The sequence below is a fragment of the Rhodopseudomonas sp. BR0G17 genome (genome assembly GCF_010907025.1).
Taxonomy (GTDB): domain Bacteria; phylum Pseudomonadota; class Alphaproteobacteria; order Rhizobiales; family Xanthobacteraceae; genus Rhodopseudomonas; species Rhodopseudomonas palustris_H.
In genome coordinates this window covers 16,318-40,179 of record NZ_QUML01000042.1, presented here as the reverse complement: position 1 = coordinate 40,179, position 23,862 = coordinate 16,318, and the positions used below count along the sequence as shown (strand labels likewise).

24 protein-coding genes are annotated in these 23,862 nt (G+C 64.6%); 15 read left to right on the top strand and 9 right to left on the bottom strand.

The features are described 5' to 3' along the window. The first annotated feature begins 335 nt into the window (after window positions 1–335). From DY467_RS22950 to DY467_RS22910, 9 genes are all read left to right on the top strand, one after another. On the top strand, window positions 336–656 hold the full coding sequence (locus DY467_RS22950) for a HesB/IscA family protein (protein ID WP_013504427.1): 321 nt from the start codon (window positions 336–338) through the stop codon (window positions 654–656). Between the two features lie 27 nt (window positions 657–683). Then, the gene (nifU, locus tag DY467_RS22945) at window positions 684–1,673 is read left to right on the top strand and encodes a Fe-S cluster assembly protein NifU (protein ID WP_164639209.1); all 990 of its coding nucleotides are present in this window, start codon (window positions 684–686) and stop codon (window positions 1,671–1,673) included. Then, window positions 1,670–2,902, top strand: a complete 1,233-nt coding sequence (gene nifS / locus DY467_RS22940) for a cysteine desulfurase NifS (RefSeq protein WP_107346152.1) — start codon at window positions 1,670–1,672, stop codon at window positions 2,900–2,902. Before nifU ends, nifS begins: the two co-directional genes overlap by 4 nt. Beyond that, window positions 2,895–4,088, top strand: coding sequence for a homocitrate synthase (gene nifV, locus DY467_RS22935; protein ID WP_164639207.1), 1,194 nt, complete (start codon window positions 2,895–2,897; stop codon window positions 4,086–4,088). The genes nifS and nifV overlap by 8 nt, the downstream gene beginning before the upstream one ends. Before the next feature lie 28 nt (window positions 4,089–4,116). Beyond that, window positions 4,117–4,467: a nitrogenase stabilizing/protective protein NifW gene (gene nifW, locus DY467_RS22930; RefSeq protein ID WP_164639205.1), complete on the top strand. Its 351-nt coding sequence runs from the start codon at window positions 4,117–4,119 to the stop codon at window positions 4,465–4,467. 330 nt (window positions 4,468–4,797) lie between these two features. Then, window positions 4,798–5,643: an electron transfer flavoprotein subunit beta/FixA family protein gene (locus DY467_RS22925; protein ID WP_107346149.1), complete on the top strand. Its 846-nt coding sequence runs from the start codon at window positions 4,798–4,800 to the stop codon at window positions 5,641–5,643. Window positions 5,644–5,667: 24 nt separating this feature from the next. Beyond that, window positions 5,668–6,774, top strand: a complete 1,107-nt coding sequence (locus tag DY467_RS22920; protein ID WP_107346148.1) for an electron transfer flavoprotein subunit alpha/FixB family protein — start codon at window positions 5,668–5,670, stop codon at window positions 6,772–6,774. A 12-nt stretch (window positions 6,775–6,786) separates the two neighbouring features. Further along, window positions 6,787–8,094, top strand: coding sequence for an FAD-dependent oxidoreductase (locus tag DY467_RS22915; protein WP_107346147.1), 1,308 nt, complete (start codon window positions 6,787–6,789; stop codon window positions 8,092–8,094). A gap of 33 nt (window positions 8,095–8,127) precedes the next feature. Beyond that, entirely contained in the window at window positions 8,128–8,424 is a 297-nt protein-coding gene (locus DY467_RS22910) for a ferredoxin family protein (RefSeq protein ID WP_107346146.1), read from the top strand. 405 nt (window positions 8,425–8,829) lie between these two features. Here the strand turns inward: DY467_RS22910 and DY467_RS22905 are convergent, their stop codons facing one another. The 3 genes from DY467_RS22905 to DY467_RS22895 form a co-directional block, all read right to left on the bottom strand. Next, window positions 8,830–9,417 (bottom strand): DUF2478 domain-containing protein, encoded by a 588-nt coding sequence (locus DY467_RS22905; protein WP_107346145.1) that lies wholly within the window; start codon window positions 9,415–9,417, stop codon window positions 8,830–8,832. Between the two features lie 175 nt (window positions 9,418–9,592). Further along, complete coding sequence (locus DY467_RS22900) at window positions 9,593–10,048, bottom strand: cupin domain-containing protein (RefSeq protein WP_164639203.1); 456 nt, start codon at window positions 10,046–10,048, stop codon at window positions 9,593–9,595. A gap of 66 nt (window positions 10,049–10,114) precedes the next feature. Next, window positions 10,115–10,387 carry a phosphopantetheine-binding protein gene (locus DY467_RS22895; RefSeq protein WP_164639201.1) on the bottom strand — a complete coding sequence of 91 codons (273 nt, stop codon included), beginning with the start codon at window positions 10,385–10,387 and terminating at the stop codon, window positions 10,115–10,117. A gap of 366 nt (window positions 10,388–10,753) precedes the next feature. Here DY467_RS22895 and DY467_RS22890 point away from each other — a divergent pair, with 366 nt between their 5' ends. Then, a complete protein-coding gene (locus DY467_RS22890; RefSeq protein WP_164639199.1) occupies window positions 10,754–11,983 on the top strand; it encodes an acyl-CoA dehydrogenase family protein in 1,230 nt (409 codons plus the stop codon). A 34-nt stretch (window positions 11,984–12,017) separates the two neighbouring features. Further along, window positions 12,018–12,959 carry an amino acid--[acyl-carrier-protein] ligase gene (locus tag DY467_RS22885; RefSeq protein ID WP_164639197.1) on the top strand — a complete coding sequence of 314 codons (942 nt, stop codon included), beginning with the start codon at window positions 12,018–12,020 and terminating at the stop codon, window positions 12,957–12,959. Window positions 12,960–13,192: 233 nt separating this feature from the next. Here the strand turns inward: DY467_RS22885 and DY467_RS22880 are convergent, their stop codons facing one another. Genes DY467_RS22880 through DY467_RS22870 form a run of 3 tightly spaced genes read right to left on the bottom strand, consistent with a single transcriptional unit; the run spans window position 13,193 to window position 15,525 of the window. Further along, a complete protein-coding gene (locus tag DY467_RS22880) occupies window positions 13,193–13,924 on the bottom strand; it encodes an SDR family NAD(P)-dependent oxidoreductase (protein WP_164639213.1) in 732 nt (243 codons plus the stop codon). Further along, window positions 13,917–15,293, bottom strand: coding sequence for a class I adenylate-forming enzyme family protein (locus DY467_RS22875; protein WP_164639195.1), 1,377 nt, complete (start codon window positions 15,291–15,293; stop codon window positions 13,917–13,919). Before DY467_RS22875 ends, DY467_RS22880 begins: the two co-directional genes overlap by 8 nt. After that, window positions 15,280–15,525 carry an acyl carrier protein gene (locus DY467_RS22870; protein ID WP_012497748.1) on the bottom strand — a complete coding sequence of 82 codons (246 nt, stop codon included), beginning with the start codon at window positions 15,523–15,525 and terminating at the stop codon, window positions 15,280–15,282. The genes DY467_RS22875 and DY467_RS22870 overlap by 14 nt, the downstream gene beginning before the upstream one ends. Before the next feature lie 100 nt (window positions 15,526–15,625). On the opposite strand from DY467_RS22870, the gene DY467_RS22865 reads away from it, so the two are divergent. Further along, the gene (locus DY467_RS22865; protein ID WP_164639193.1) at window positions 15,626–16,510 is read left to right on the top strand and encodes an acyl-CoA acyltransferase; all 885 of its coding nucleotides are present in this window, start codon (window positions 15,626–15,628) and stop codon (window positions 16,508–16,510) included. 27 nt (window positions 16,511–16,537) lie between these two features. On the opposite strand, the gene DY467_RS22860 is transcribed toward DY467_RS22865, so the two are convergent. Together DY467_RS22860 and DY467_RS22855 are read right to left on the bottom strand one after the other, a co-directional pair. Continuing rightward, window positions 16,538–17,407: a branched-chain amino acid aminotransferase gene (locus DY467_RS22860; RefSeq protein ID WP_164639192.1), complete on the bottom strand. Its 870-nt coding sequence runs from the start codon at window positions 17,405–17,407 to the stop codon at window positions 16,538–16,540. Window positions 17,408–17,418: 11 nt separating this feature from the next. Next, a complete protein-coding gene (locus DY467_RS22855; RefSeq protein WP_164639190.1) occupies window positions 17,419–19,236 on the bottom strand; it encodes a long-chain-acyl-CoA synthetase in 1,818 nt (605 codons plus the stop codon). Window positions 19,237–19,498: 262 nt separating this feature from the next. On the opposite strand from DY467_RS22855, the gene DY467_RS22850 reads away from it, so the two are divergent. Both DY467_RS22850 and metA read left to right on the top strand, forming a co-directional pair. Continuing rightward, window positions 19,499–20,803: an O-acetylhomoserine aminocarboxypropyltransferase/cysteine synthase family protein gene (locus DY467_RS22850; protein WP_164639188.1), complete on the top strand. Its 1,305-nt coding sequence runs from the start codon at window positions 19,499–19,501 to the stop codon at window positions 20,801–20,803. 10 nt (window positions 20,804–20,813) lie between these two features. After that, the gene (metA, locus tag DY467_RS22845) at window positions 20,814–21,815 is read left to right on the top strand and encodes a homoserine O-succinyltransferase MetA (RefSeq protein WP_164639187.1); all 1,002 of its coding nucleotides are present in this window, start codon (window positions 20,814–20,816) and stop codon (window positions 21,813–21,815) included. Window positions 21,816–21,884: 69 nt separating this feature from the next. Here metA and DY467_RS22840 read toward each other — a convergent pair whose 3' ends face one another. Then, window positions 21,885–23,243, bottom strand: a complete 1,359-nt coding sequence (locus DY467_RS22840; protein ID WP_246701619.1) for a lipopolysaccharide biosynthesis protein — start codon at window positions 23,241–23,243, stop codon at window positions 21,885–21,887. 252 nt (window positions 23,244–23,495) lie between these two features. Between DY467_RS22840 and DY467_RS22835 the strand changes: the two genes are divergently transcribed. Then, window positions 23,496–23,861: a hypothetical protein gene (locus DY467_RS22835; RefSeq protein WP_164639186.1), complete on the top strand. Its 366-nt coding sequence runs from the start codon at window positions 23,496–23,498 to the stop codon at window positions 23,859–23,861. The last annotated feature ends 1 nt before the right edge of the window (window position 23,862 follow it).

Here is a 23,862-nt window from a genome sequence, read left to right as displayed (position 1 = left end):
CCGGAGGGGGCGGGGCGCTCGCGTGGCGAGCGGGGCGGGGTGGCGAAGAGTTCATCTGCCGTGCCAGCGGCTCACCCCACCCCGTCACGCACTCCGCTTCGCGGCCTGCGTGCCGACCCTCCCCTCCAGGGAGGGTGAAGGAGGCGCGATGCTTGCGGCCTTGAGGTGAATAGCTGCGAGCGATTGTCGGAAACCGTCGGCTTCGCGACCATGTCGGACGTCCGACATTGTCGGGTGCTGATAATTTTGCACGAAATCAGTGGCTTGTCGTCTGTGCCCGCGCTGGCACAGCGGTTGCACTTGTTGATGTCGGACCCAACAAATGGAGGCCGACCATGATCATTCTCACCGAACAAGCCGGGACCGCTGTGAAGGCTGCGATGTCGCGCGCCGGCAAGCTTGAAGCCGGGCTGCGCGTTATGGTCGAGGCGGGCGGCTGTGCCGGCTACAAATATCTGATCGGTCTCGATGCCGAGCCGCGGGTCGATGACGCCGTGGTCGAAGCCGGCGGCGTCAAGGTGTTCATCGATCCGGACTCGCAGCCGCTGCTGTCCGGCATGACCATCGACTTCGTCGAGAGCCTGGAAGGCTCCGGCTTCACGTTCGACAACCCCAACGCCGGCACTAAGTGCGGTTGCGGTAAGTCGTTCGGTTAAGCGCAGCGCCAGCCACGGGAGCGGGCCATGCTCAGCCTCGGCAAGTTCGATCATCATTTCTCCACTTCCCCGAATGCCGGTCCGCTGCCGCAGGCTGATGCGGTCGGACGGTTCGGCAGCATCGGCTGGGGCGACGCCGTCAAGTTGATGCTGAAGGTCGAGCCCGACGACGGGCGGATCGCGCAAGCCCGCTTTCAGGCGTTCGGCTGCAGCTCGGCGATCGCTGCCTCGGCAGCCCTCACCGACATGATCACCGGCAAGACCATCGATGAAGCCAGCGGCATCAGCGCCGCGGCGATCGCCGACTACCTGGGCGATCTGCCGCGCGAGCGGATGTACTGCGCGGTGATGACTTTCGAGGCCCTGCAGCAGGCGATCGGTTCGTATCGCGGCAAGGCCGCAGTGGCCGAGGCCGATGCGCCGCCGGCCTGCAAGTGCCTCGGCGTCGGCCAGATGATGATCGAGCGCACCATTCGCTTCAATCGGCTGACCAGTCTCGACGACGTCACCGCCTACACCAAGGCTGCCGGCAGCTGCAGTACCTGCTTCAAGCAGATCGAATCCCTGCTCGCGCGCGTCAATGCCGAGATGGTCGAGGACGGCCTGATCGCGGCCGAAGACGCCTACCGGATCGGCTCCGCGACGCCGCGCGCCACCGAGCTGAAGCCGCACGGCGCACCGCCGCCGGCCGCCAACATCTTTGCCGCCAAGGCGACGCCCGCGCATCTGCGCCCGATTGCCAAGGCCACGCCGTCACGTCCGGCGCCTCCGCCGGCCGGACTGGTCGATGCGCCGCCGCAGGAGGCGCTGATCGCCGAGGCGGTCGAAGAATTGCGGCCGCATCTGCAGCGCGATGGTGGTGACTGCGAGTTTGTCAGCCTCGACGGCAACATCGTCTATGTCCGGCTGTCCGGCAATTGCGTCGGCTGCCAGCTTTCGTCGGTGACGCTGTCGGGTGTCCAGGCCAAGCTGGCCGAGAAGTTCGGCCGGCCGCTACGCGTGGTGCCGGTGTCATGAACGAGCCGGCAGACATCGTCTATCTCGACGCCAATGCAACGACGCGGACCGATCCGCGCGTCGTCGAAGCGATGCTGCCGTACTTCTCGCTGTACTACGGCAACCCGTCATCGAAATACGGGCTCGGCGGTCACGCCGCGCTGGCGGTCAAGCGGGCGCGCGAACGCGTCCAGGCGCTGATCGGCGCCGCGCAGCCGCATGAGCTGATCTTCACCTCGGGCGGCACCGAGAGTAACAACGCCGCGATCCTGTCCGCGCTGGAAGCTGCGCCGCGGCGGCGTGAGGTGATCATCTCGGCGGTCGAACATCCGGCGGTGCTGTCGCTTTGCGCCTGGCTGGAGAAGAACAAGGGCATCCGCGTTCATTTGATCCCGGTCGATCGTCAGGGCCGGCTCGACATTCTGGCCTATCGCGAAGCGATGTCGGACCGTGTCGCGATTGCGTCGATCATGTGGGCCAATAACGAGACCGGCGTGATCCAGCCGGTGGCGGATCTGGCTGAGCTAGCCAAGGAAGTCGGCGCGCTGTTTCATACCGACGCGGTGCAGGCGGTGGGCAAGTGCCCGATTGACCTGCAGTCGACCATGATCGACATGCTGTCGTTGTCCGGACACAAGCTGCACGGCCCAAAGGGCGTCGGCGCGCTGTATGTCCGGAACGGCATCCGCTTCAAGCCGCAGATCAAGGGCGGTCAGCAGGAGCGCGGCCGTCGTGCCGGGACCGAGAACGTGCCGGGCATCGTCGGCCTTGGTATCGCGGCTGAGCTTGCCGCTGGCGCGATGGCCGACGAGGACATCCGCGTGCGAGGTCTGCGAGACCGGCTCGAACGCGAGATTCTGGCGCGGGTCGATCATTGCGTCGCCGTCGGTGCTCGCGCCGAGCGCCTCCCCAACACCTCGAACCTCGCATTCTCGTTCATCGACAGCGAGGCGATCATCACCTTGCTCGACCGGGCCGGCATTGCGGCTTCGATGGGGTCGGCGTGCGCGACCGGTTCGTTCGAGCCGTCGCATGTGCTGCTTGCCATGAAAGTCGCCGAAGACGCGGTCCGGGGCGGCGTGCGGTTCTCGCTGTCGCGCGACAACACCGATGCCGACATCGACCGCGCGTTGGAAGTCGTTCCCGCCGTGGTCGCCAAGCTGCGGGCAATCTCGCCGTTCGGAGCCGATGATGCTCCGCAAGCGGTCGGGCGTTCGTCTGGAAGTGCGCAAGGAACAACCCATGTCTGAGATCAAGTCTGAGATCGTCCGGCCGGATCAGTCCTGCGGTTTTCAGTCTACGCCGATCGTGCTCAACGACACCACGTTGCGCGATGGTGAGCAGGCGCCGGGTGTTGCGTTCTCCACCGCCGAAAAGGTCGCAATCGCCCGCGCATTGGCGCGCGCCGGCGTGCCGGAAATCGAGGCCGGGACGCCTGCGATGGGCGCTGACGAAATCGCGGCGATCCGCGCCATCGTCGAGGCCGGACTGCCGCTGACGACGATTGCCTGGTGCCGGATGCGTACCGAGGACGTCGATGCCGCGCTGAAGGCCGGCGTATCGATGGTCAATGTTTCGGTGCCGGTGTCGGACGTACAGATCGCTGCGAAGCTCGGCGGCCTGCGCTCAAATGCGATCGAAACCGTCAAGCGCGTGGTCGGCTATGCCCGCGACCGCGGCCTCGACGTCGCCGTCGGCGGCGAGGATTCTTCGCGTGCCGATCCCGCATTCCTCGCCGAGGTGATTGCCACCGCAAAGGCATCTGGTGCGCGCCGGTTTCGGATCGCCGATACGCTCAGCGTGCTCGACCCGTTCTCCAGCCACGCGCTGCTCGCGGCGCTCCGTGCCTCGACCGACCTTGAGCTTGAATTTCACGGCCACGACGACCTTGGCCTTGCCACCGCCAATACCCTTGCCGCGCTGCGCGCCGGCGCCACCCATGCTTCGGTGACGGTGATCGGCCTTGGTGAGCGTGCCGGCAACGCGCCGCTCGAAGAGGTCGCTGTGGCTCTGAAGCAGCTCTATGGCCGCGACACCGGCATCGTGCTGTCGGAGCTCGGCAACGTCGCCGATCTGGTCGCGACCGCGGCGGCCCGTACCATTCCGCTCAACAAGGCGATCGTCGGCGAGCACGTCTTCACCCATGAATCGGGAATACATGTCGACGGACTGCTCAAGGATCAGCGCACCTACCAGTCGCTCGATCCAAATCTGTTCGGCCGCTCCAATCGCATCGTCATCGGCAAGCATTCCGGGCTGTCGGCGATCACCTCATCGCTCGCCAAGCTCGATCTGCCGGCCACCGCGGACGAGGCGCAGGGCATCCTGGCCAAAGTCCGCCGTTATGCGGTCACCCACAAGGGCCCGGTTGGCAACGAGACACTGATCGCAATCTGGCGCGAGGTCCGCGAGCGGACGCTCACCACCTGCGCCTGAGCGGCGACAACACACCAAGGAGACCGAGATGAGCACATCCGCCGTCACCGAACCCGCCGATATCGTGGCCCGGCTGCAACGCGCCGGCTCCGCCGAGGATTTCTTCGAGCTGCTCGGCGTCGATTACGATCCCAGGCTGCTCAACGTTGCGCGGCTGCACATCCTCCGGCGCATGGGTCAGTATCTCGCCGGTGAAGATCTCGAGCACCTGCCGGGCGACGAAGCCGCTGCCCGCTGCAAGACGGTGCTGGAGCGGGCTTATGCCGATTTCGTCGCGTCCTCGCCGCTCGATCAGCGGGTGTTCAAGGTGCTGAAGGACGCGGTGGCGCCGAAGACGCCGAAGCGCCCGGCTTTCGTCCCGCTCGACGCGTTGAAGTAACCGCCGCTTCTTGGTTCTGCTATCGACGGCCCGTCGCGTGAGCGGCGGGCCGTTTTGCTGCGCCGGCCAGACGCATTTTCTCACATCCATGTCGTGTTTGGCGGGTGATCTCACAGCGGCGTGAAATGTCTGGTCGGTCACGCCGCTGTCGCCTTCCCGACAAGTGTCGGAGTTGTCGGATTGCAACCCTCGGAAGCGCCGGTAACAATCCCAGTCGCTCGCCGCAAATGATTGGTTTGGCGCGATATTTTCCTCGGCGGAAAAGTTGGTACGAGGCTTGCTCATAAGTCTCCGTCGTCAAGCTTCTGTCAGCAAGCGCGGAGCCACTCCATGCATATCGTCGTCTGTATCAAGCAGGTTCCGGACTCGGCCCAGATCCGCGTGCATCCGGTCACCAACACGATCATGCGCCAGGGCGTGCCGACGATCATCAATCCCTACGATCTGTTCGCGCTCGAAGAGGCGTTGCGGCTGCGTGACAAGCTCGGCGGCGAAGTCACGGTGCTGACGATGGGCCCGCCGACCGCCGAGGACTCCCTACGCAAGGCGCTGACCATCGGCGCCAACCGCGCCGTGCTGCTCACGGACCGCTTCTTCGCCGGCTCCGACACGCTGGCGACCAGCTACGCGCTCGCCGCGGCGATCCGCAAGATCGGCTCCACCTTCGGTGCCGTCGATGTGGTGTTCACCGGCAAGCAGACCATCGACGGCGACACCGCCCAGGTCGGCCCCGGCATCTGCAAGCGGCTCGACTTCCTGCAACTGACCTACGTCTCGAAGGTCTCTTCGCTCGACCTCGAAGCCCGCACCATCGAAGTCGAACGCCGCTCCGAAGGCGGCGTGCAGGTGCTGCGCAGCAATCTGCCATGCCTGATCACCATGCTGGAAGGCACCAATCAGGTGCGCCGCGGCTCGATGGTCAACGCGCTGAACGCCGCCCGCGCCGAGGTGGTGAAGTGGAGTGCGCAGGACGCCGGCGTCGAAGACATTCAAAAGTGCGGTCTGCGCGGCTCGCCGACGGTGGTGAAGCGCGTGTTCGCGCCGACCCCGCGGGCCGAGAAGGCCAAGGTCGTTGAGGCCGCCGGCCAACCGCCGGCGGAAGCGCTGATCGACGAAATCTTCAAGCTCCGGCCCAAGCTCGAGAACGAAATGTTCGAGCTGGCGCGCGGATTCTGACAACCCGAACAGAGAGCCGCTTCGATGAGCCAGCCCGCCAAGCCTGCCCCGCAGCCCGCCGGACGCGCCGCCGCCAAGAAGGAGCTGCCCGAGCACTTCAAAGCCTACAAGCACGTCTGGGTGTTTATCGAGCAGGAGCGTGGTCACGTTCACCCCGTCTCCTGGGAGTTGATGGGCTCCGGCCGCCGGCTCGCCGATAAGCTCGGCGTCGAGCTCGCCGCGGTGGTGATCGGCCCGACCGGTGACGCCACCAAGGCTGCGGTCGCCGAGTCGTTCTGCTACGGCGCCGACCTCGCTTACGTCGTCGCCGACGACGTGCTGACCGATTATCGCAACGAGTCCTACACCAAGGCGCTGACCGATCTGGTCAATACCCATAAGCCGGAGATCCTGCTGCTCGGCGCCACGACGCTCGGCCGCGACCTCGCCGGCGCGGTGGCGACCACGCTGCTGACCGGCCTGACCGCGGACTGCACCGAGCTCGAAGTCGACTCCGACAACTCGCTCGCCGCGACGCGTCCGACCTTCGGCGGCTCGCTGCTCTGCACGATCTACACGCTGAACTTCCGCCCGCAGATGGCGACCGTACGGCCGCGCGTGATGTCGATGCCCGAACGGGTCGAGAAGCCGGTCGGCCGCGTCATCGAATTCCCGCTCGGTCTGGTCGAAGCCGATATCGTCACCAAGATCCTGGCCTTCGTGCCGGACCGCGACAAGGCGACCTCGAACCTCGCTTATGCCGACATCGTCGTGGCCGGCGGTCTCGGGCTCGCTTCGCCGGAGAATTTCCAGCTGGTGCGCCAGCTCGCCGGCGTGCTCGGTGCCGAATACGGCTGTTCGCGGCCGCTGGTGCAGAAGGGCTGGGTTTCGGCCGACCGTCAGATCGGTCAGACCGGCAAGACCATTCGGCCGAAGCTGTACATCGCCGCAGGCATCTCCGGCGCGATTCAGCACCGCGTCGGCGTCGACGGCTCCGACCTGATCGTCGCGATCAACACCGACAAGAACGCGCCGATCTTCGATTTCGCCCATCTCGCTCTCGTCACCGATGCGATCCGCCTGCTGCCGGCGCTCACTGAAGCGTTCCGCAAGCGGCTGTCGCCGCACACCCGCGATCGGATCGCGAGCTAACAGGAGGCTGCCATGATCGAAGAACGTTTCGACGCTATCGTCGTCGGAGCCGGCATGGCCGGCAACGCCGCGGCGCTGACCCTGGCCAAGCGCGGCCTGAAGGTCCTGCAGATCGAGCGCGGCGAATATCCGGGCTCGAAGAACGTGCAAGGCGCGATTCTCTATGCCGACATGCTCGAGAAGCTGGTGCCCGACTTCCGTGAGGATGCGCCGCTGGAGCGTCACCTCGTCGAGCAGCGGTTCTGGATGATGGACGCCAAGTCTCACACCGGCCTGCATCACCGTTCGGAAGACTTCAACGAAGAGAAGCCGAACCGCTACACCATCATCCGCGCTCAGTTCGACAAGTGGCTGTCGAGCAAGGCGCAGGAAGCCGGCGCGATCGTGCTGTGCGAAACCACCGTCAAGGAACTGGTGCAGGACGCCTACGGCAAGGTGATCGGCGTGATCACCGATCGTGAAGGCGGCCAGGTGCATGCCGATGTCGTGGTGCTGGCCGAAGGCGTCAACGGCCTGCTCGGCACCAAGGCCGAGCTGCGCGAGCGCCCGTCGCCGGAGAACGTCGCGCTCGCCGTGAAGGAAATGCACTTCCTGCCGCGCGAGACCATCGAAGCCCGCTTCAACCTGAAGGGCGACGAGGGCGTGGTGATCGAGGCTGCCGGCACGATCTCGGCGGGCATGACCGGCATGGGCTTCATCTACACCAACAAGGAGTCGATCTCGATCGGCATCGGCTGTCTGGTGTCGGACTTCCAGAAGACCGGCGAGACGCCGTACGGCCTGCTCGAACGCTTCAAGAAGCATCCGTCGGTGGCGACGCTGATCGAAGGCTCCGAAGTGAAGGAATACGCCGGCCACCTGATCCCGGAGGGCGGCTACAAGGCGATCCCGCAGCTCTATGGCGACGGCTGGGTCGTGGTCGGCGATGCCGCGCAGCTCAACAACGCGATGCATCGTGAGGGCTCGAACCTGGCGATGACCTCGGGCCGGATCGCCGCCGAAGCGATCTTCCAGGTGAAGTCGCGCAAGGATCCGATGACCAAGGAGAATCTCGCGCTCTACAAGAAGATGCTGGACGACTCGTTCGTCATGAAAGATCTGAAGAAGTACAAGGATATGCCGGATTTGCTGCATATCCGCTCGCAGAACTTCTTCCTGACCTATCCGCAGCTCGTCAACAAGGCGCTGCAGAACTTCGTGCGGGTCGACGGCACGCCGAAGATCGAGAAGGAAAAGACCACGATCAAGTCGTTCGTTTCGGCGCGGTCGTGGGGCGGATTGTTCGGCGACGCGTTCCGCTTCGCGCGGGCGTGGCGATAACTCAGCGGGATTCGAGAAAGCGGAGAACGGACGATGACAACGGAAGCCCCGGTTCGCGTCGAAGACAAGCTGTATCAGAACCGCTATCTGGTCGACGTCGGCAACGCCCACATCAAGGTCAAGCCGCACACCAAGCCGTCGCCGCAATTGCTGGCGTTGTTGAAAATCTGCCCGGCGCATTGCTACGAGCTCAACAGCAACGGCCAGGTCGAAGTGACGCCGGACGGCTGCGTCGAATGCGGCACCTGCCGCGTGCTGGCCGAAGGCGGCGGCGATATCGAGTGGAGCTATCCGCGCGGCGGCTACGGCGTGCTGTTCAAGTTCGGCTGAGAGCACCGCGCCTGGGGCGACGGCCCGCGCAGGCAGGAGGCGCCGCCTGCGCCTCTGTGGTTGCTCGCTTCGGCCCTGGTTGCTTCATAGCGCAAGACATCATGCCCGGGCTGGTCCCGGGCATTGGTGTTATGGATCGGTCCTGCTGTTGTGGCTGTGTATGCTCGCGGCGAGCACAACCGCATAGTAAGGAGACGCAGCGTCGTCCTGAACCATGCGCCACAAGTGTCAGTCTCCCCGATCCTTCGCGACGCGCTGCGCTCGCTCCTCAGGATGGAGCGCATTGCGCGCGACGAGGAAACCGCGTCGATTGGTCGATGAAGCGCGACAGATGGAGAGCGGGAAGGGCCGGGCGACCGAGCAGCTCAGTCGTGAGGCCGCTAGGAACCGCCGTCGCTTATCGCCTCACGCCGCCGAGTTGAGCACGTGCTGCGGGCCGACGGTGCCGCGTCGCAGGCCGAAGCCGCGGCGGGCCAGCCATTGCTGAATACGGGGCGAGTCCAGCGTCGCTTCTTCGGCGAGGCCACTGGTGAAGCAGCGCCACGGCGCCAGATGCCGCTCGGGAACGCCGACGATGACCGGAATTCCCTGATCCACGGCGTCGCTGATGACGTCGCTGAGGCCGCCGCCATCGGCTTCGAGCTTGCCGAATTTGTTGACGATCAGCAGTTCGGGCGCGTTGCGGAACGAGGCTGCGATCAGTGCGGCTGCTTCCTGCACGGCTTCCGGATCGACGCGGCAGCCGTGGGGCTGCTTGTCGCGCTCTTCGGCGAGCTGAAGGATGAAGTGGGAGGACAGTTCCTCGACTTCCATGTCACAGCGCGGGCCGCCGTCATCGACGACCGCCTGATACGGCACCAGACCCGCGACAACGACGCCTGCGTCGCGCAGCCGTCGGCCGAGATCCGACATCAGCCTGCAAGCGGCTGCGCCGTCGGTGTACACGATCGCGAGAATCGAAGGCCGTCCCGACCTGCCGTGAGAAAAGTCCATCGCGTCTGCTTTGCCCCAAATGCGACTTTCGCCTTAGGACATGCCAGAACCCGCAAACTGCTTCTTTGCGTCAAATCAATCCGACTTCAGTAGGGCTGGCGAACGAAAGCGGCGGACCGCCATGCGATCCGCCGTCTGATTTGTGCGGCCCTCGGCCGCGGCGATGGTGATCGGCTCAGTTGGCGCCGAGCAGCGACTGTGCGGGCCGATTGGCGGACGGCAGCAGCATCGAACGCAGCTTGGCGTAGACCCGCACGCCCAGCCCGACGAGCCGCGGCTGGGTGCGACGGCAGAACGCGATCTTGCGGATGTGGCCTTCGACATGCCAGCGCGCGCTGGCGCCGTCCTTGAAGAAGATCACGTCACCTGGGCCGTAGCGCTTCGCCGGCATGCCGGCACTTTCGATCACCACCGAGCCTTCGAGAATGCAGATGGTCTCGTCGATGTCGTAGTGCCAGTTGAACTTGCCTTCGGTGCACTGCCAGATGATCGTCGACGCCATCCCGTCGGCGCTGCGCGACAGCGTGCAGTTCGTTGCGACCGGATTGCCTTCGATGATCCACGACGGCTCGATCGGCGCCGGCTTCAGCTCGACGTCGGTGCGGGAGGTGAGGATCAGGTCGTTGGGCATAGGGCGTCTCCTGCTGATCGTTGTTCGGTTGTGATGCTGGCCGTTTCCGGAGGGAAGCTCGCGTAACTAAGCGGCCTGGGCGTGCCGACGTCGCAGCACGAGCTGCGCGACCGTCGCGGCCGAGGTGAAATTCTCCGGCGTGATGTCGGACTGCGGCAGCGTCATGTCGAATTCGGCTTCCACTGCGAGCATCAGGTTGACCATCTCCATCGAGGTCAGTCCCGCATCGGCAAACGTCGTGTCGCGCTTGATGTCGCCGGAGAGTCCGTTCTGCGTCAGGATCGACTCTACCAGAGCGAGGACTTTGCTCTCCACCGCAGCCGCCGAGCCTGCCTGCATGACGCGATCTCCTTGATGTGTTCGAAGTCTTCAGCGCGCCTCACGGACGGTTTGGTCCGTGCGCGCAGCTCGCTATCGTTGCAGCGATGTAATCGCAACTGCCTGTCGGAGACAATGCTCTGCCGAGTGCCGACATATTCATTCGAATTTTAACACTAACGAGGATTCCGAAAGTTTTCGCGATCGATGCAAAGTCCGATTAACCCTCAATTCGAATCCAAATTGATTCACTTTGAATTCGCCTCGACGTGTTCCTGACCAATCCATAGCTTGCTACCAGCAGCGATCGACGGTTCGGCGCAGCCGATCTGATCCCGATCGCGAACGATACACACGGCGCACGTCCGCATCAGGGAGTTCACGACCATGGCGATCATCACCGATAACGCGGTTCGCGACTTCACGGCTCAGCCGGCCAACGACAAGTTCGGCACCGAGCCAATGCCGTTGATGCAGCGCGTGGTTCACGTCGCGGCGATCGCCGCCGCTCATGCGGAGGCGGTCGATCGCGAAGCCCGGTTCCCCAAGGCTGCGCTCGATGCAGCGCGCGAGTACGGTCTGCTCGGCGCGCAGATTCCGATCGAGTTCGGCGGTGAGAGCGCCTCGGTCCATGACATCGCCGAGATGTGCTACGCGCTCGGGCGCGCCTGCGCCTCCACCGCGATGATCGTCGCGATGCACCAAACCAAGGTGGCGTGCCTGATCCGCCATGGTCGCGGCAACGCCTGGCACGAGCAGCTGATGCGGCGGATCGCTGCCGAGCAGATGCTGCTGGCGTCGTCGACCACCGAAGGCAACAATGGTGGCAACATCCGCTCCAGCGCGGCGGCGATCGAGCGGACCGAAACCGGCATTGCGCTGGTGCGCGACGCCACTGTGATCTCCTACGGCGCCGAAGCGGATGGCGTGATGACCATCGCGCGCCGCGCGGACGATGCTGCCGCCTCGGATCAGGTGCTGGTGGTGTTCACCAAGGACGACTACACGCTGACGCCGACGCTTGGTTGGGAAACGCTCGGCATGCGCGGCACCTGCAGCACCGGATTCGAGCTGCGTGCGAGTGGCCGCGCCGATCAGGTGTTCACCGAATCCTACGATCGCATTCATGCCCAGACGATGACGCCGGTGGCGCATCTAAGCTGGTCGTCGGCTTGGGCCGGCATCGCTGCTGCCGCAGTTGAGCGGGTGCAGGCGTTCGTTCGCAAGGCGGCGCGCGGCGCCGGCGGGCAGATGCCGCCCGGCGCGGCGCACTTCACCAGCGCCAAGCGCTCGCTGACCAAGCTGCGGGCGATGATCGCCACGCACCTCGACGCCTACACCGCGCATGAATTCGACGAACGCGCGCTGAGCTCGTTGGAGTTCCAGTCCTCGATCAACCTGCTCAAGGTCGAAGCTTCTGAACTTGCGGTCGAGACGGTGATGAGCGCGATGCGCGCCTGCGGCCTGTCGGGCTATCGCAATGATGGCGACTTTACCCTGGGCCGTCATTTGCGCGACGTGCTGTCCGCACCGCTGATGATCAACAACGACCGGATCCTCGCCAATATTGGCACCGCCAATCTGATGAGCCCGGTGCCGGCGAGCCTGCGCGACTAAATCGACCATCAATCGTCAACGAGGAGGCCGCTTCATGAATATGGCGATCCGCACCACGCCGGCCGAAGCCGCGCTTCAGCCGGTCGATCCGCTCGATCACCTGGCCGAGCACCTGTTCCACAAGCTCGGCGCGGACGGCGTCTATGCGCGCACCGCGCTGTACGAGGGCGTGGTCGAGAAGCTGGTGGCGCTGATCTCGCGGCACCGCGAGGACGGCACCGAAGTGATGCGGTTCCCGCCGGTGATGAGCCGCCGTCAGCTCGAGAAGTCGGGCTATCTGAAGAGCTTCCCCAATCTGCTCGGTTGCGTCTGCGGCCTGCATGGCACGGAGCAGGAGATCAACGCGGCGGTCAGCCGGTTCGATTCCGGTGGCGATTGGACGACGTCGCTGTCTCCCGCCGACCTCGTTCTGTCACCCGCGGCCTGCTATCCGGTGTATCCGATCGCGGCGAGCCGCGGTCCGCTTCCGGCGGGCGGCGCGCGTTTCGATGTCGCCGCCGATTGCTTCCGCCGCGAGCCGTCGAAGCATCTGGATCGGCTGCAGTCGTTCCGGATGCGGGAATATGTCTGCATCGGCGCGCCGCAGGATGTCGCGGATTTCCGTGAGCGCTGGATGGTGAAGGCGCAGGCGATCGCCCGCGATCTTGGTCTGGCCTTCCGCGTCGAGACTGCATCCGATCCGTTTTTCGGTAGAGTCGGCCAGATGAAGGCGATCAGCCAGCAACAGCAGGCGCTGAAGTTCGAATTACTCGTGCCGCTCCGGTCGGAAGAGCAGCCGACGGCCTGCATGAGCTTCAACCATCACCGCGAGCATTTCGGCGTCACTTGGGGCATCGAGGATGCGGACGGCAATCCAGCCCACACCGGCTGCGTCGCCTTCGGCATGGATCGCCTCGCGGTAGCGCTGTTCGCGACCCACGGCATCGATACGAGTGCTTGGCCGGCAAGCGTGCGCGATGTGCTATCGCTCGACTGACGGCCTCGCATTGTCATTCCGGGATGCGCTGCGCGAGACCGGAGTCTCGATAGTCGGATCGTTCACCTCTCCCGCTTGCGGGAGAGGTCGGATCGCGTCAGCGATCCGGGTGAGGGCACTCCTCTCCGCGATAGCAAGACTCTCCGCGCGCGGCGCCCTCACCCCGACCCTCTCCCGCAAGCGGGAGAGGGAGCGCACTGCCATTGGCACGGAGGCCTCAGCGCATCAGTGACCTACGCCGTATTGCCGGCGTCGATCGTCTGCACGGTACCGGTGATGTTGCGGCCGCCGTCGCCGAGCAGGAATTCGACCATCCGCGCGACGTCGTCCGCCTCCGCCAGTCGACGGAGCGCGCTGCGGCCGGCGATCTTCTGGCGGCCTTCGCCGGCAAGTCCCGCGGTGAGTTCGGTATCGATGAAGCCGGGCGCGATTGCGTTGACGGTGATGCCGAGTCGGCCAACCTCGCGCGCGAGCGAGCGGGTGAAGCCGATCGTCGCTGCTTTGGTGGCACCGTACACCGACAGGCCGTTGTAGCCGGTCGAGCCAATGATCGACGACATGTTGATCACGCGGCCGGCGCCATCGGCCATCATGTGGCGGACTATGTATTTGGTCAGTACGATCGGCGAGGTCACGTTGATGCGCAGCAGCGTCTCGATCTGGCTGTTGTGCATGGTGGCGAGCACGCCCTCTGTGCCGATGCCGGCGTTGTTGACGAGGCCGTAGATCTTGCCGAATTCCTGGCGCAGCGACTTGGCGAAGCCGGCGAGGCCGTCGATGTCTCCGAGGTCGTAAGCCTTGAACGCGATCGAGCCAGGTCCTTTCGCAGCCTCGTCGATCGCAGTCTTCAGCTCGTCGCTCTCGCGCCGCGCCACAGCGATCACGCCGTAGCCGGCCGCGGCGAGGCGCCGTGCGATCGCGAGCCCAATCCCCCGGCTGCCGCCGGTCACCACCACCTTATGCATGGCGCGCCAGCTTTCCGGAGGCGGTGACATCGAGTTGCTGCACGAAATGGATCGACGCCGGGACTTTGTGTGGCGGCAGCGCGGCGCGGCAATTGGCGAGGATCGCCTCGCGGATCGCGCCGGTGCGCCCGGCGTCCGCCACACTGGCGAGCACCGCCTCCGCGACGACCAGCGCGCCGGTGATTGGGCTGCGCCGCGCCCGGACCCGCGACATCCGCACTGAGGGATGCTGGTTGATCACGGCTTCGACTTCCTCGGGATGAACCTTGAGGCCTCCGACGTTGATCACGCCGTCGCGGCGGCCGACGAAGTAATAGCGATCGCCGCGCAGCTCGACCATGTCGCCGGTGTCGACGAAGCCGTCGGCGTCGGTCAGCGGCGGAGCGCTGCGTCCGACATAGGTGTGTGCGGCGCGGGTCGATTTGATCCGCAGCGAGCCGTCGACCACCTTCATGGTGATGCCGGGCGCGTTGCCGATCAGCGACGCCGGAAAGCCCTCATGGCCGTCATTGACGGCGAACCCGACGCCGGCTTCAGTCGAGGCGTAGGCGTGGCCGATTGAGGCGTCAGGAAACGCGTTGCGGAGTCCGTCGAGCACGGCTTGGTCGGCAATCTCGCCGGACAATCGGACATAGCCGGGGCGAAAACCGCCGATCGCTGGATTCATCAGCGCCTTGCGCCAGTGCGACGGCGTGCCGGAGATGTGGGTCACGCCGCGCGCGGCGAGCCGCGCCAGATGATCGCCAATTGCTTCGCCGGGAGCGGACAGCACCATCGAGCCGCCGCCGAGCACGGCGCGGAGGAAAATCTGCAGGCCGCCGTAGCGGCGGATGTCGTAGAACGTCGCCCAGGTCGGCGCATCTTTCGCGACGTTGTCGCCGACGATCGCGCCGGTCAACGCTGCCAGCGTGTGGGCGACGATCTTCGGCCGGCCGGTGGTGCCGGAGGTCAGCATCAACCACGACGTAGCGTGCGTGGCTGCGATGGGGGCCGCGGGCTGCAGCGGCAGACCTGCGGTGATGATGGTGCCGACGCCGAGGCCTTGCCAGCGCTCTGGCGCATCTGTGACGATGGCGTCGATCTCCGCATCCGCGATCAGATCGGCGGCGTAGGTCATGTCGACGTCGGGCGGGCACAGCAGCATTCGCCGCGCCACGCCGTCGAGTTCGATCATTACCAGTCCGGTGACGAGCTGCGTCGAGAGCGACAGCAGAACCGAACGGCCGGCGAGCTCAGGCAGCTTGTCGGCAAGACAAGTCCCCCGCGCGATGTCGGCGAACGCGATCTCATGAGTCGCGTCCGATAGCGTGCGGCTGGTCAGATCAGTTGTGAGATAGTGGCGGAGCGCAACGATCTCACGCGGGGACATTCTCATAGGCTCCAATGAAGTCGCCGAGCGTCTCCGGGAAGATGGCGTCGTCTGCCGTGCTGAACGGATCGATGCCGAGTTCGTCTTCGAGGCGCGCGACGAGCACGGCAAAGCCGAGCGAGTCGAATCCGGATTCGTGTAGCACCAGGTCATCCGTCAGCGCAGGAACCTTGAAGCCTTGTTCGTCAGCGATCTGCTGCATCGCCGAGACGATTGTTAACCGTACAGACATCGACACTTCGCCTTTCTGATCGATCCGTGAGACAAAGAGCATATGGCGCAAAATCGAAACAAATCCATGCGCTTCACTTGCAATTCGGGCCGATTGGTAAATGGCTTTGGAAGCCCGCAAAGTACGTTGCCGTGAGATCGGCGACGCCGACATCGACGCTGTCTCCGATCTGCTGACGCGCGGCTTTCCGGGTCGCCGCCGCGACTATTGGTTGCGCGGACTGCATCGCGTCGGCGCGCGTGAATTGCCGGAAGGCTGCGCGCGATACGGTTATCTGCTGGAGAGTGGTGGCCGTCCCGTCGGCGCATTGTTGTTGCTGTACGCGGCGCGTCGTCCCGGCCCGGAACAGATTCTCCGCTGCAACGTCTCGAGCTGGTACGTCGAGCCCGATTTTCGCAACTATGCGACGCTGCTGACGTCGATGGCGCAGAAAAACAAGCAGGTCACCTACGTCAATATCTCGCCGGCGGTGAACACCTGGCCGATCGTTGAGGCGCTGGGGTTCAAACGCTACTGCAACGGCATGTTCTTCGCGCTGCCGTGGCTGTCGCGCGCCGAAAAGGGCGCGCGTGTCGAGGTGGTGACCGAAGCAACCGGCGTGGTCGCCGGGTTGAGTGAGACGGAGTGCGAGCTGCTCCGCAGCCATGCGTCTTATGGATGTCTGGCTCTCGCGGTGCATCTGCCGGATGGCCGCACGATGCCGTTTCTGTTTTTGCCGAAGCGGGTGAAGCACGGCCGCTTCCCATTCCCCGCGATGCAGCTGGTGTATTGCCGCGACGTCGCCGAATTCGTGCAATGCGCAGGCGTGCTTGGCCGAGCGCTGCTCTGGCGCGGCCGGCCGCTCGTGATTCTCGACGCGCTCGGTCCGATGGATGAACTGACCGGCTTCTATGTCGAGTCGCGTGGCCGCAAGTACTACAAGGGCCCGAACCCGCCGCGGCTTGCCGATCTCAGTGAGACCGAGCTGGTGCTGTTCGGTCCGTGAATTGCGGGCCGGTGTCGGCAGCGGCGCTCAACCGTGAGCGAACTCCCAATATAGCTTGCGCGCCTTGGCGTAGAACGGACCCGGCTGCAGCGAGCGGTCGTCGATCCGGATGATCGGTTGCACCTTGGCGAAATTGCCGCTGGCGAAGATCTCATCGGCGGTTTCGAAATCCCGGTAGTTCAGCGAACTATCGATCACGGTGACGCCGTCGCCGCGCAGCAGTTCGATCACGCGCTGTCGGGTGATGCCGCTCAGGAAGGTGCCATTGGCGGCCGGCGTGTAGACCACCCCATCCTTCGCCATGAAGATGTTGGAGTTGCCGAGCTCGGCGATGTGGCCGAGCATGTCACGCAGCAGGCAATTGTCGAAGCCGCGGCTCTTGGCTTCCATCATCGCGCGTGAGTTGTTTGGGTACAGGCAGCCGGCTTTGGCCTCCACCGGCGCAGATTCCGCGGTCGGCCGGCGGTACGGCGACAGCGTAATCGACAAGCCGGTCGGTTTCGGCATCGGCGCTTCGTAGATGCACAGGCACCAATTGGTGGTGTCGGGATCGAACAACACACCGCCGCCGACACCGTTCTGCGCCCAATACATCGGCCGGATGTAGAGTTCGGCACTTCCGGCGAACCGCTTCAGGCCGTCCTGGACTAGACCCAGCCATGTCGGCTGATCCACCAGGGCATTCAGTTTGAAGTTAGCCGCGGACCAGTTGATCCGTGCCAGATGCCGGTCGAGATCCGGCGTGACGCCCTCGAACGCGCGCGCGCCATCGAACACCATCGAGCCGAGCCAAGCAGCATGGGTGCGCGGCCCCATGATCGGCACGTTGCCATCGTGCCACTCGCCCTCGAAGAAGGTCCAGGTCTGCGAATAGTTGATTGGTGCGGCAGCAGGCATCGTCGGGTCCATCACAATCGGAATGCGCCGCGGGTAATGCGGCTGAAGATGTCAGTGTCGAGCGCGACGTAGCGGCCTGCGGCTATATCGGCGACATAGAGCGGATCGCTGACGAGGGACGGATCGAACCCCTCGGCGATCAGCGGCTGCTTTGCCTGCTTGAACGTGCAGGTGAGATCGAGGGCCATCCGGAGCCGTAGGAACAGCGGCCGTGCATAGGCCGGCAGCCGTTCGACGAGGTGCCGATGCAGCACCGCAAGATCAAAGCGGTGGTCTGTCACAAGGGCCGCCATGCCGGCGCGGCCGTCATGGTTCGGAACGCTGACGCCATAGACGGTGGCGTCGATCACGCCGGGGCAGGCGGCGAGTATGTCGGCGACTTCGCTCGCCGCGACATTCTCGCCCTTCCAGCGGAAGGTGTCGCCGATCCGGTCGACGAAGCGGAAGAAGCCCTTGGCGTCCTGCAGCATCAGGTCGCCGGTGCGGAACCAGGCGTCCCCCGGCGCAAACACGTCGCGCAGGATTTTGCGCTCGCTGTCGCCATCGGTGGTGTAGCCTTCGAACCGGCCGCCGCCGCGCTCGGCCTCGCCAATCCGGCCGATCGCCTCACCAGCCTCGCCGCGGTCGCAGCGAATGCAATGGCCGTGGCCGTCTCGTATCGGCAGCCCGGTTTCGAAGTCGAATTTCACCAGCGCGGCCGGAAAGCGATGCGCCAGGAATGATGGTATCCGCCCGATCGCGCCCGGCTCACCCTCGACATTGTAGAGCGAGAAGTTGCCCTCGGTGGAGGCGTAGAATTCCAGAATGCGCGGGATCGCGAACCGCCCCTGAAACGCGCCCCACACGTCGCCACGCAGCCCGTTGCCGCAGGCGAGCCGCAGGCGATGGCGTATCTCGTTGGGCGCGTGCGGCGCCTGGACAAGATAGCGGCACAGCTCGCCGATATATTGAAACAGCGTGCAGTCGTAGCGGACGATATCGTCCCAGAATCGCCGCGCGGAGAATTTCTCGGCGATCACGACCGAGCCGCCCGCCATCAGCAGGCTGCCGGTTGCGACCACGCCGCCGACGCTGTGATAGATCGGCAGACAATCGTAGATGCGATCATCGGGCTTCGCGCCGGTGAGCCCAGCGAACCAGCCGGCCCAGCTCATCACCCGGCGATGACTGACCCGCGCTGCCTTCGGCAGGCCCGTGGTTCCCGAGGTGTAGATCAGCAGTGCCACATCATCGATGGTGACAGCGGGACGTTCATTTGCTGTCAGCGGATCGTCCTGCACGGTCGCCAATGCGACGGACAGCCCTGACTCGTCAACCTCGTCGCCATGCAGCCATAGCCGAGGCGCCGATGCCAGATGCGGTGTTGCGCTGTCGTAGGCGTCGTTCAATTCCTTCGCCACGATGATATGGCTGGGTGCTGCAACATCGATGCAATGGGCGAGCGAGGGGCCGGTGAGCTGGGTGTTGAGCAGCGCCACCACGCCGCCGATTTTAGTGATGCCGAGCCAGATCGCCAGATAGTCGGGACGGTTCGGCATCAGGAGCCCGACGATGACGCCTTTGCCGATTCCATGCTCCAGCGCCCAGCGCGCGTAGCGATCGATCCGTTGCGTTAGCTCCGCGTAGCTGAATCGCTCGTTCTCCGAGATCAGCGCCGGCGCGTTTGGCGTGCGTGTCGCCCACTCGGCGATCGCATCGCACAGCAGGCGCTGTGGCTCGCGTTCGATCCGCGCCGTGATTTCGATCGCGCTCAGCCAGCTCTTGGCGACCGACGGGCGTGCACGCGCCGTATCGGGGGGGCGGGTAGCTGCAGCTGCGTGCACGGTCATCGACACCAGTTCTGAAAGTTCGTTCGAGTTTGAGTGCAATTGTAGGCGAGGGCGGTTGGCGATTTGTTGCGAACGGTTCGACGAAGCGCGCTTAAGGTAAACAAATCGGAATTGACTCAATTTGTGTTCAAATCAGCAAGCGAAATTAGGGATAGTTTGTCGTCGTCTTTGAAATGTGTTGTCCGCTAATGCGGTGCGTTCTAGCAAAGGCCAGACGCGGACCTCTGTGTGTGAAGTGCAGCCGCGGCGAAGGGAGGAGCTCATGCGCAACGAGACGCTCGCTATCCACGCCGGCTACGAGCCCGAACCCACCACTCACGCCGTTGCGGTGCCGATCTATCAAACCGCATCCTATGCGTTCGACAGCGCCGACCATGGCGCCGCGTTGTTCAATCTCGAGACCGAAGGCTATCGCTATTCGCGGATCGCCAATCCGACCACCAGCGTGCTGGAAAAGCGTGTGGCTGAGCTGGAAGGTGGCGTCGGTGCGCTGGCGGTGGCGAGCGGTCAAGCCGCGCTGCATTTCGCCTTCGTCAATCTCGCTGATCACGGCGGCAACATCGTTTCGGTGCCGCAGCTCTACGGCACCACGCATACGCTGCTGTCCCACATCCTGCCGCGGCAGGGCATCGCCGGCCGTTTCGCGACCAGCGACAAGCCAGACGACATCGCCAGGCTGATCGATGAAGACACCCGTGCGGTGTTCTGCGAAACCATCGGCAATCCCGCCGGCAATGTCTGCGACATCGAAGCCATCGCCGAAGTCGCGCATCGCGCCGGCGTGCCGCTGATCGTCGACAACACCGTGGCGACGCCGATTTTATTCAAGCCGATCGAATTCGGCGCGGACGTCGTGGTGCACTCGCTCACCAAGTTCCTCGGTGGCCACGGCACTACGCTCGGCGGCGCCATAGTCGACAGCGGACGGTTCGATTGGGCCAAGAACCCTGCGCGGTTTCCTGCATTCAATCAGCCGGACCACTCCTATCACGGCATGATCTATGCGGAGCGGTTCGGGCCGACTGCTTATGTCGAGCGCGCGCGATCGATCTATCAACGTACGATGGGCTCGGTGCTGTCGCCGTTCAACGCCTTCCTGCTGCTGCAGGGCATCGAGACCGTGGCGCTGCGGATGGAGCGCCATGTCGAGAACGCCCGCAAGGTTGCCGAATTCCTGCGCGACGATCCACGCGTTGCCTGGGTCAACTACACCGGCTTCCCGGACAGCCCGTATTCTCCGCTGGTGCAGAAGTATCTCGACGGTCGCGCATCGTCGCTGTTCACCTTCGGCATCAAGGGCGGAATGGAGGCCGGTAAGGCGTTCTACGATTCGCTCAAGCTGATCACCCGGCTGGTGAACATCGGCGATGCCAAATCGCTCGCCTGCCATCCGGCCTCGACCACCCATCGTCAGATGTCGGCCGAGCAGCAGCGCCAAGCAGGAGTGCTGCCGGAGACGATCCGATTGTCGATCGGTATCGAACACATCGCTGACATCATCGAAGATCTCGATCAAGCGCTCGCAGCGGCCTGCGGTTCGCAGCCGCGTCTGGCGGCGGCCGAATAGGCGCTCGCGCATGAGCCTGCTGTTCGACAGCGCCGATCCGATCGACAGCCCTGTGCTGGCGCCGGATGGTGCCGGCGACGAGCGAAGCCGGTGGGGGCGGCCGGATCGGCACAAGCCGATCGAGATCGGCCTCGTCAACAACATGGGTGATGCGGCGCTACGCGCGACCGAGCGCCAATTCACCAAGCTGCTGCGCGCCGGTGCCGGCACCCAGCGCGTTCGGCTGCATTGCTTCGCGCTGCGATCGGTGCCGCGGTCGCCAACCGCCCGCCACCGCATCGACAGTCTCTATTCCGATATCGCTGATCTCGGCCGCGTCCGGCTCGACGGTCTGATCGTCACCGGCGCGGAGCCGCGCACGGCGGCACTCCGCGACGAGCCGTATTGGGACGAGTTTCGCCGGCTGGTGGATTGGGCCGAAGCCAACACCCGCTCGACGATCTGGTCCTGTCTCGCCGCCCACGCCGCCGTCCTGCACCTCGACGGCATCGAGCGCCGAAGACTGCCGCGCAAATGCTCGGGGGTCTATGCCGTCGAGAAGCTGCAGCAGGATCCGATGCTGAATGACCTGCCGGCGACGATGCGGGTCTCGCATTCGCGGCTCAACGATCTCGACGCGGACGACCTGTCTGCCGCCGGCTATCAGGTGCTGACGCAAGCAGCCGGAGCGAGCGTCGACGTGTTCAAGCGCGACGGCCGCAGCCGCATGGTGTTCTTTCAAGGTCATCCGGAGTACGACGCCGCGACGCTGCAGCGCGAATTCCTCCGCGACATCGGCCGCTATCTTGCCGGTGAACGCAACGACTGTCCTGCGGCACCGGAAAACTACTTCTGCGCCGAGACGGAACTTCGGCTCGCCGTGTTTTGCGATCGTGCCCGCGCGGATCGTAAGCCCGAGATGATTGCTGAACTGCCGCCGTTGGCGCTCCGGCCTGGACTGGCGGCTGCGCTCGAAGCTTCTGCGGCGGCCCTATTCAGCAATTGGCTCTCGCTGCTCGCGGCCGACCATTAAGCCGCAAACCAATTCATCCGAGCATGTGATGAAGCGTGGCGTTGGTCGCGCGGACGCCCGGAAGGCGGATCATTCCGCTGGCTGCGTGAGCCGGCGTCGGCGCCATCCCGTCAGGAGCCGCAGTACCGAACCGTCGATGCCAGCCAGTTTGATCGACGCGCTGCGCATCAGCAGCGCCAGTGCGATGAACGAGATTGCGGTTGCCGCGACAGCGCCAGAGATCCCGAACAGCGGGATCAGGATGAAGAAGCCGACCGCGCGCATCAGCACCGTGCCGCCGATGATCGTCAGATAGCGGCCCTCGTGGCCCGTCAGCATCAGGATCGAACCGCAGGGGCCGGCGGCGGCGACAGCAGCGGTGCCTGCCGTCAGGATCGCCAGGGCGCTGTAATACGAGACGTATTCCGCGTTGAAGAGATACAGGATCCAGTGGCCGCCGCCGAGCACCACCATCAGGCCGCCAATGACGATCGCGAGCGTGACGAGCGCTACGGAATCGAGCAGGCCGTCGAGCTCGCGATGCTGCCGGCTGTAATACAGATGCGGGAAGTGACGGGTCGAGAAGATGTAAACCGCCCCAGTGGCCATCGCGAAGGCGTTGGCGATCCGGGTGGTGACAAAATATGCGCCGGCGACAGTCGGGCTCATCAGGTAGCCGATGATCACAACGTCAGCGTATTGATTGGCCGCCTCCAGGCAACTCGACACCCACAGCTTGGCCGAGCGTGCGCTCCAGGTGCGCAGCTCGAAGGCCAAGCGTGAGCGGCCAAAATGCGGAAACTGAGCGTGGACCCGTCGCCGCAACAACGTCATCTGCACCATCACGGTGAAGCACGAGGCCGCCGCCATGGTCAGAAAGATGGAGTGGATCTCGATCGGGGTGCCGGAGATAACGCACCCAGCGAGGTAGACCATCGGACAGGTGGCGACCAGTAGGTAGGTGAGTCCGTCGCTGACACCGACGCCGACGGCGCCGCGGGTGACGTGTGCTGAAATCAGCATCAGCGCGAAGCACACCAGGTACAGCGTCGTCGATGCCGCCAGCACCGTATCTTGCTCGAGCGAGACCCAGAAGAAGAACGGCAAGCCGATCAGAATGCTGCCGGCGAGGCTGGCCAGCGCGGTGAAGGTCATCGCGCCTTTCAGTTTCGGCTCGTCGCCCGCATTGGTGTATTCGCTCCACGACCGCATGATGAAGATCTGCTGGCCGAAGGTGGCGACGACGCTGAGCAGGCCCGCGGCGCTGAACAGCATCGAATAGGTGCCGAAGTCATGGCCGCTCAGCGTGCGTGCGGCGAGCGTCACCAGTCCGAGATTGACGATCGTGATCAGAACGCGCAACCCGAACGCGCCGGTCATGGCGCGAATCGCCGGGTTGTTGCGCAGATCGATCAGTCTTTCGAACGCGGTACCGAATTTCAAAGTCATCGACCTCGCGACGGGTCTGCAGATTCTGAGGGAGTCGCCGACGACCGGAACGGTCCTCCGGGGACCGGGTTCACCACGTCGATAATCCCGCCGCCACCGTCCTGGCGCACCGTAGCAATCTATCCTATTTGAACGATCGGCGAGCGAATGCCGGGCGATAATTGTCGATAACGGTAAAGATGCTCGCAGACCCGACCGAAGCGGGGGCGCTTTGGCATTAACCATCGTCTCATCAGCGCGGATATCGGATCTATGAATAGTCGTGTCGTTAGCCTCAACTTCGGAACGCTGCTTCGGATTGCGGCCTGGCTGTGCCTTGCGGGGATCGCGTTTGCGACCCTCAGCCCGATAGGTCTCAGGCCAACCACCGGATTTTCGCCGTCGATTGAGCGCTTCGTGGCGTTCGCGGTGGTGGGAGCACTGTTCGGAGCGGCTTACCCGCGTTACATCTTGTTCGCTGCGATGATCGTGCTCGGCGCTGCGGTGCTATTCGAACTGCTGCAGGTGCTGGAGGCGTCACGGCATGGGCGGCTGTTCGACGCCAGCGTCAAACTCGCCGGCGGAACGATTGGTCTTGCCGCCGGATCGATCGCCGGCCGTCTGCTCCGTAGCGATTGAG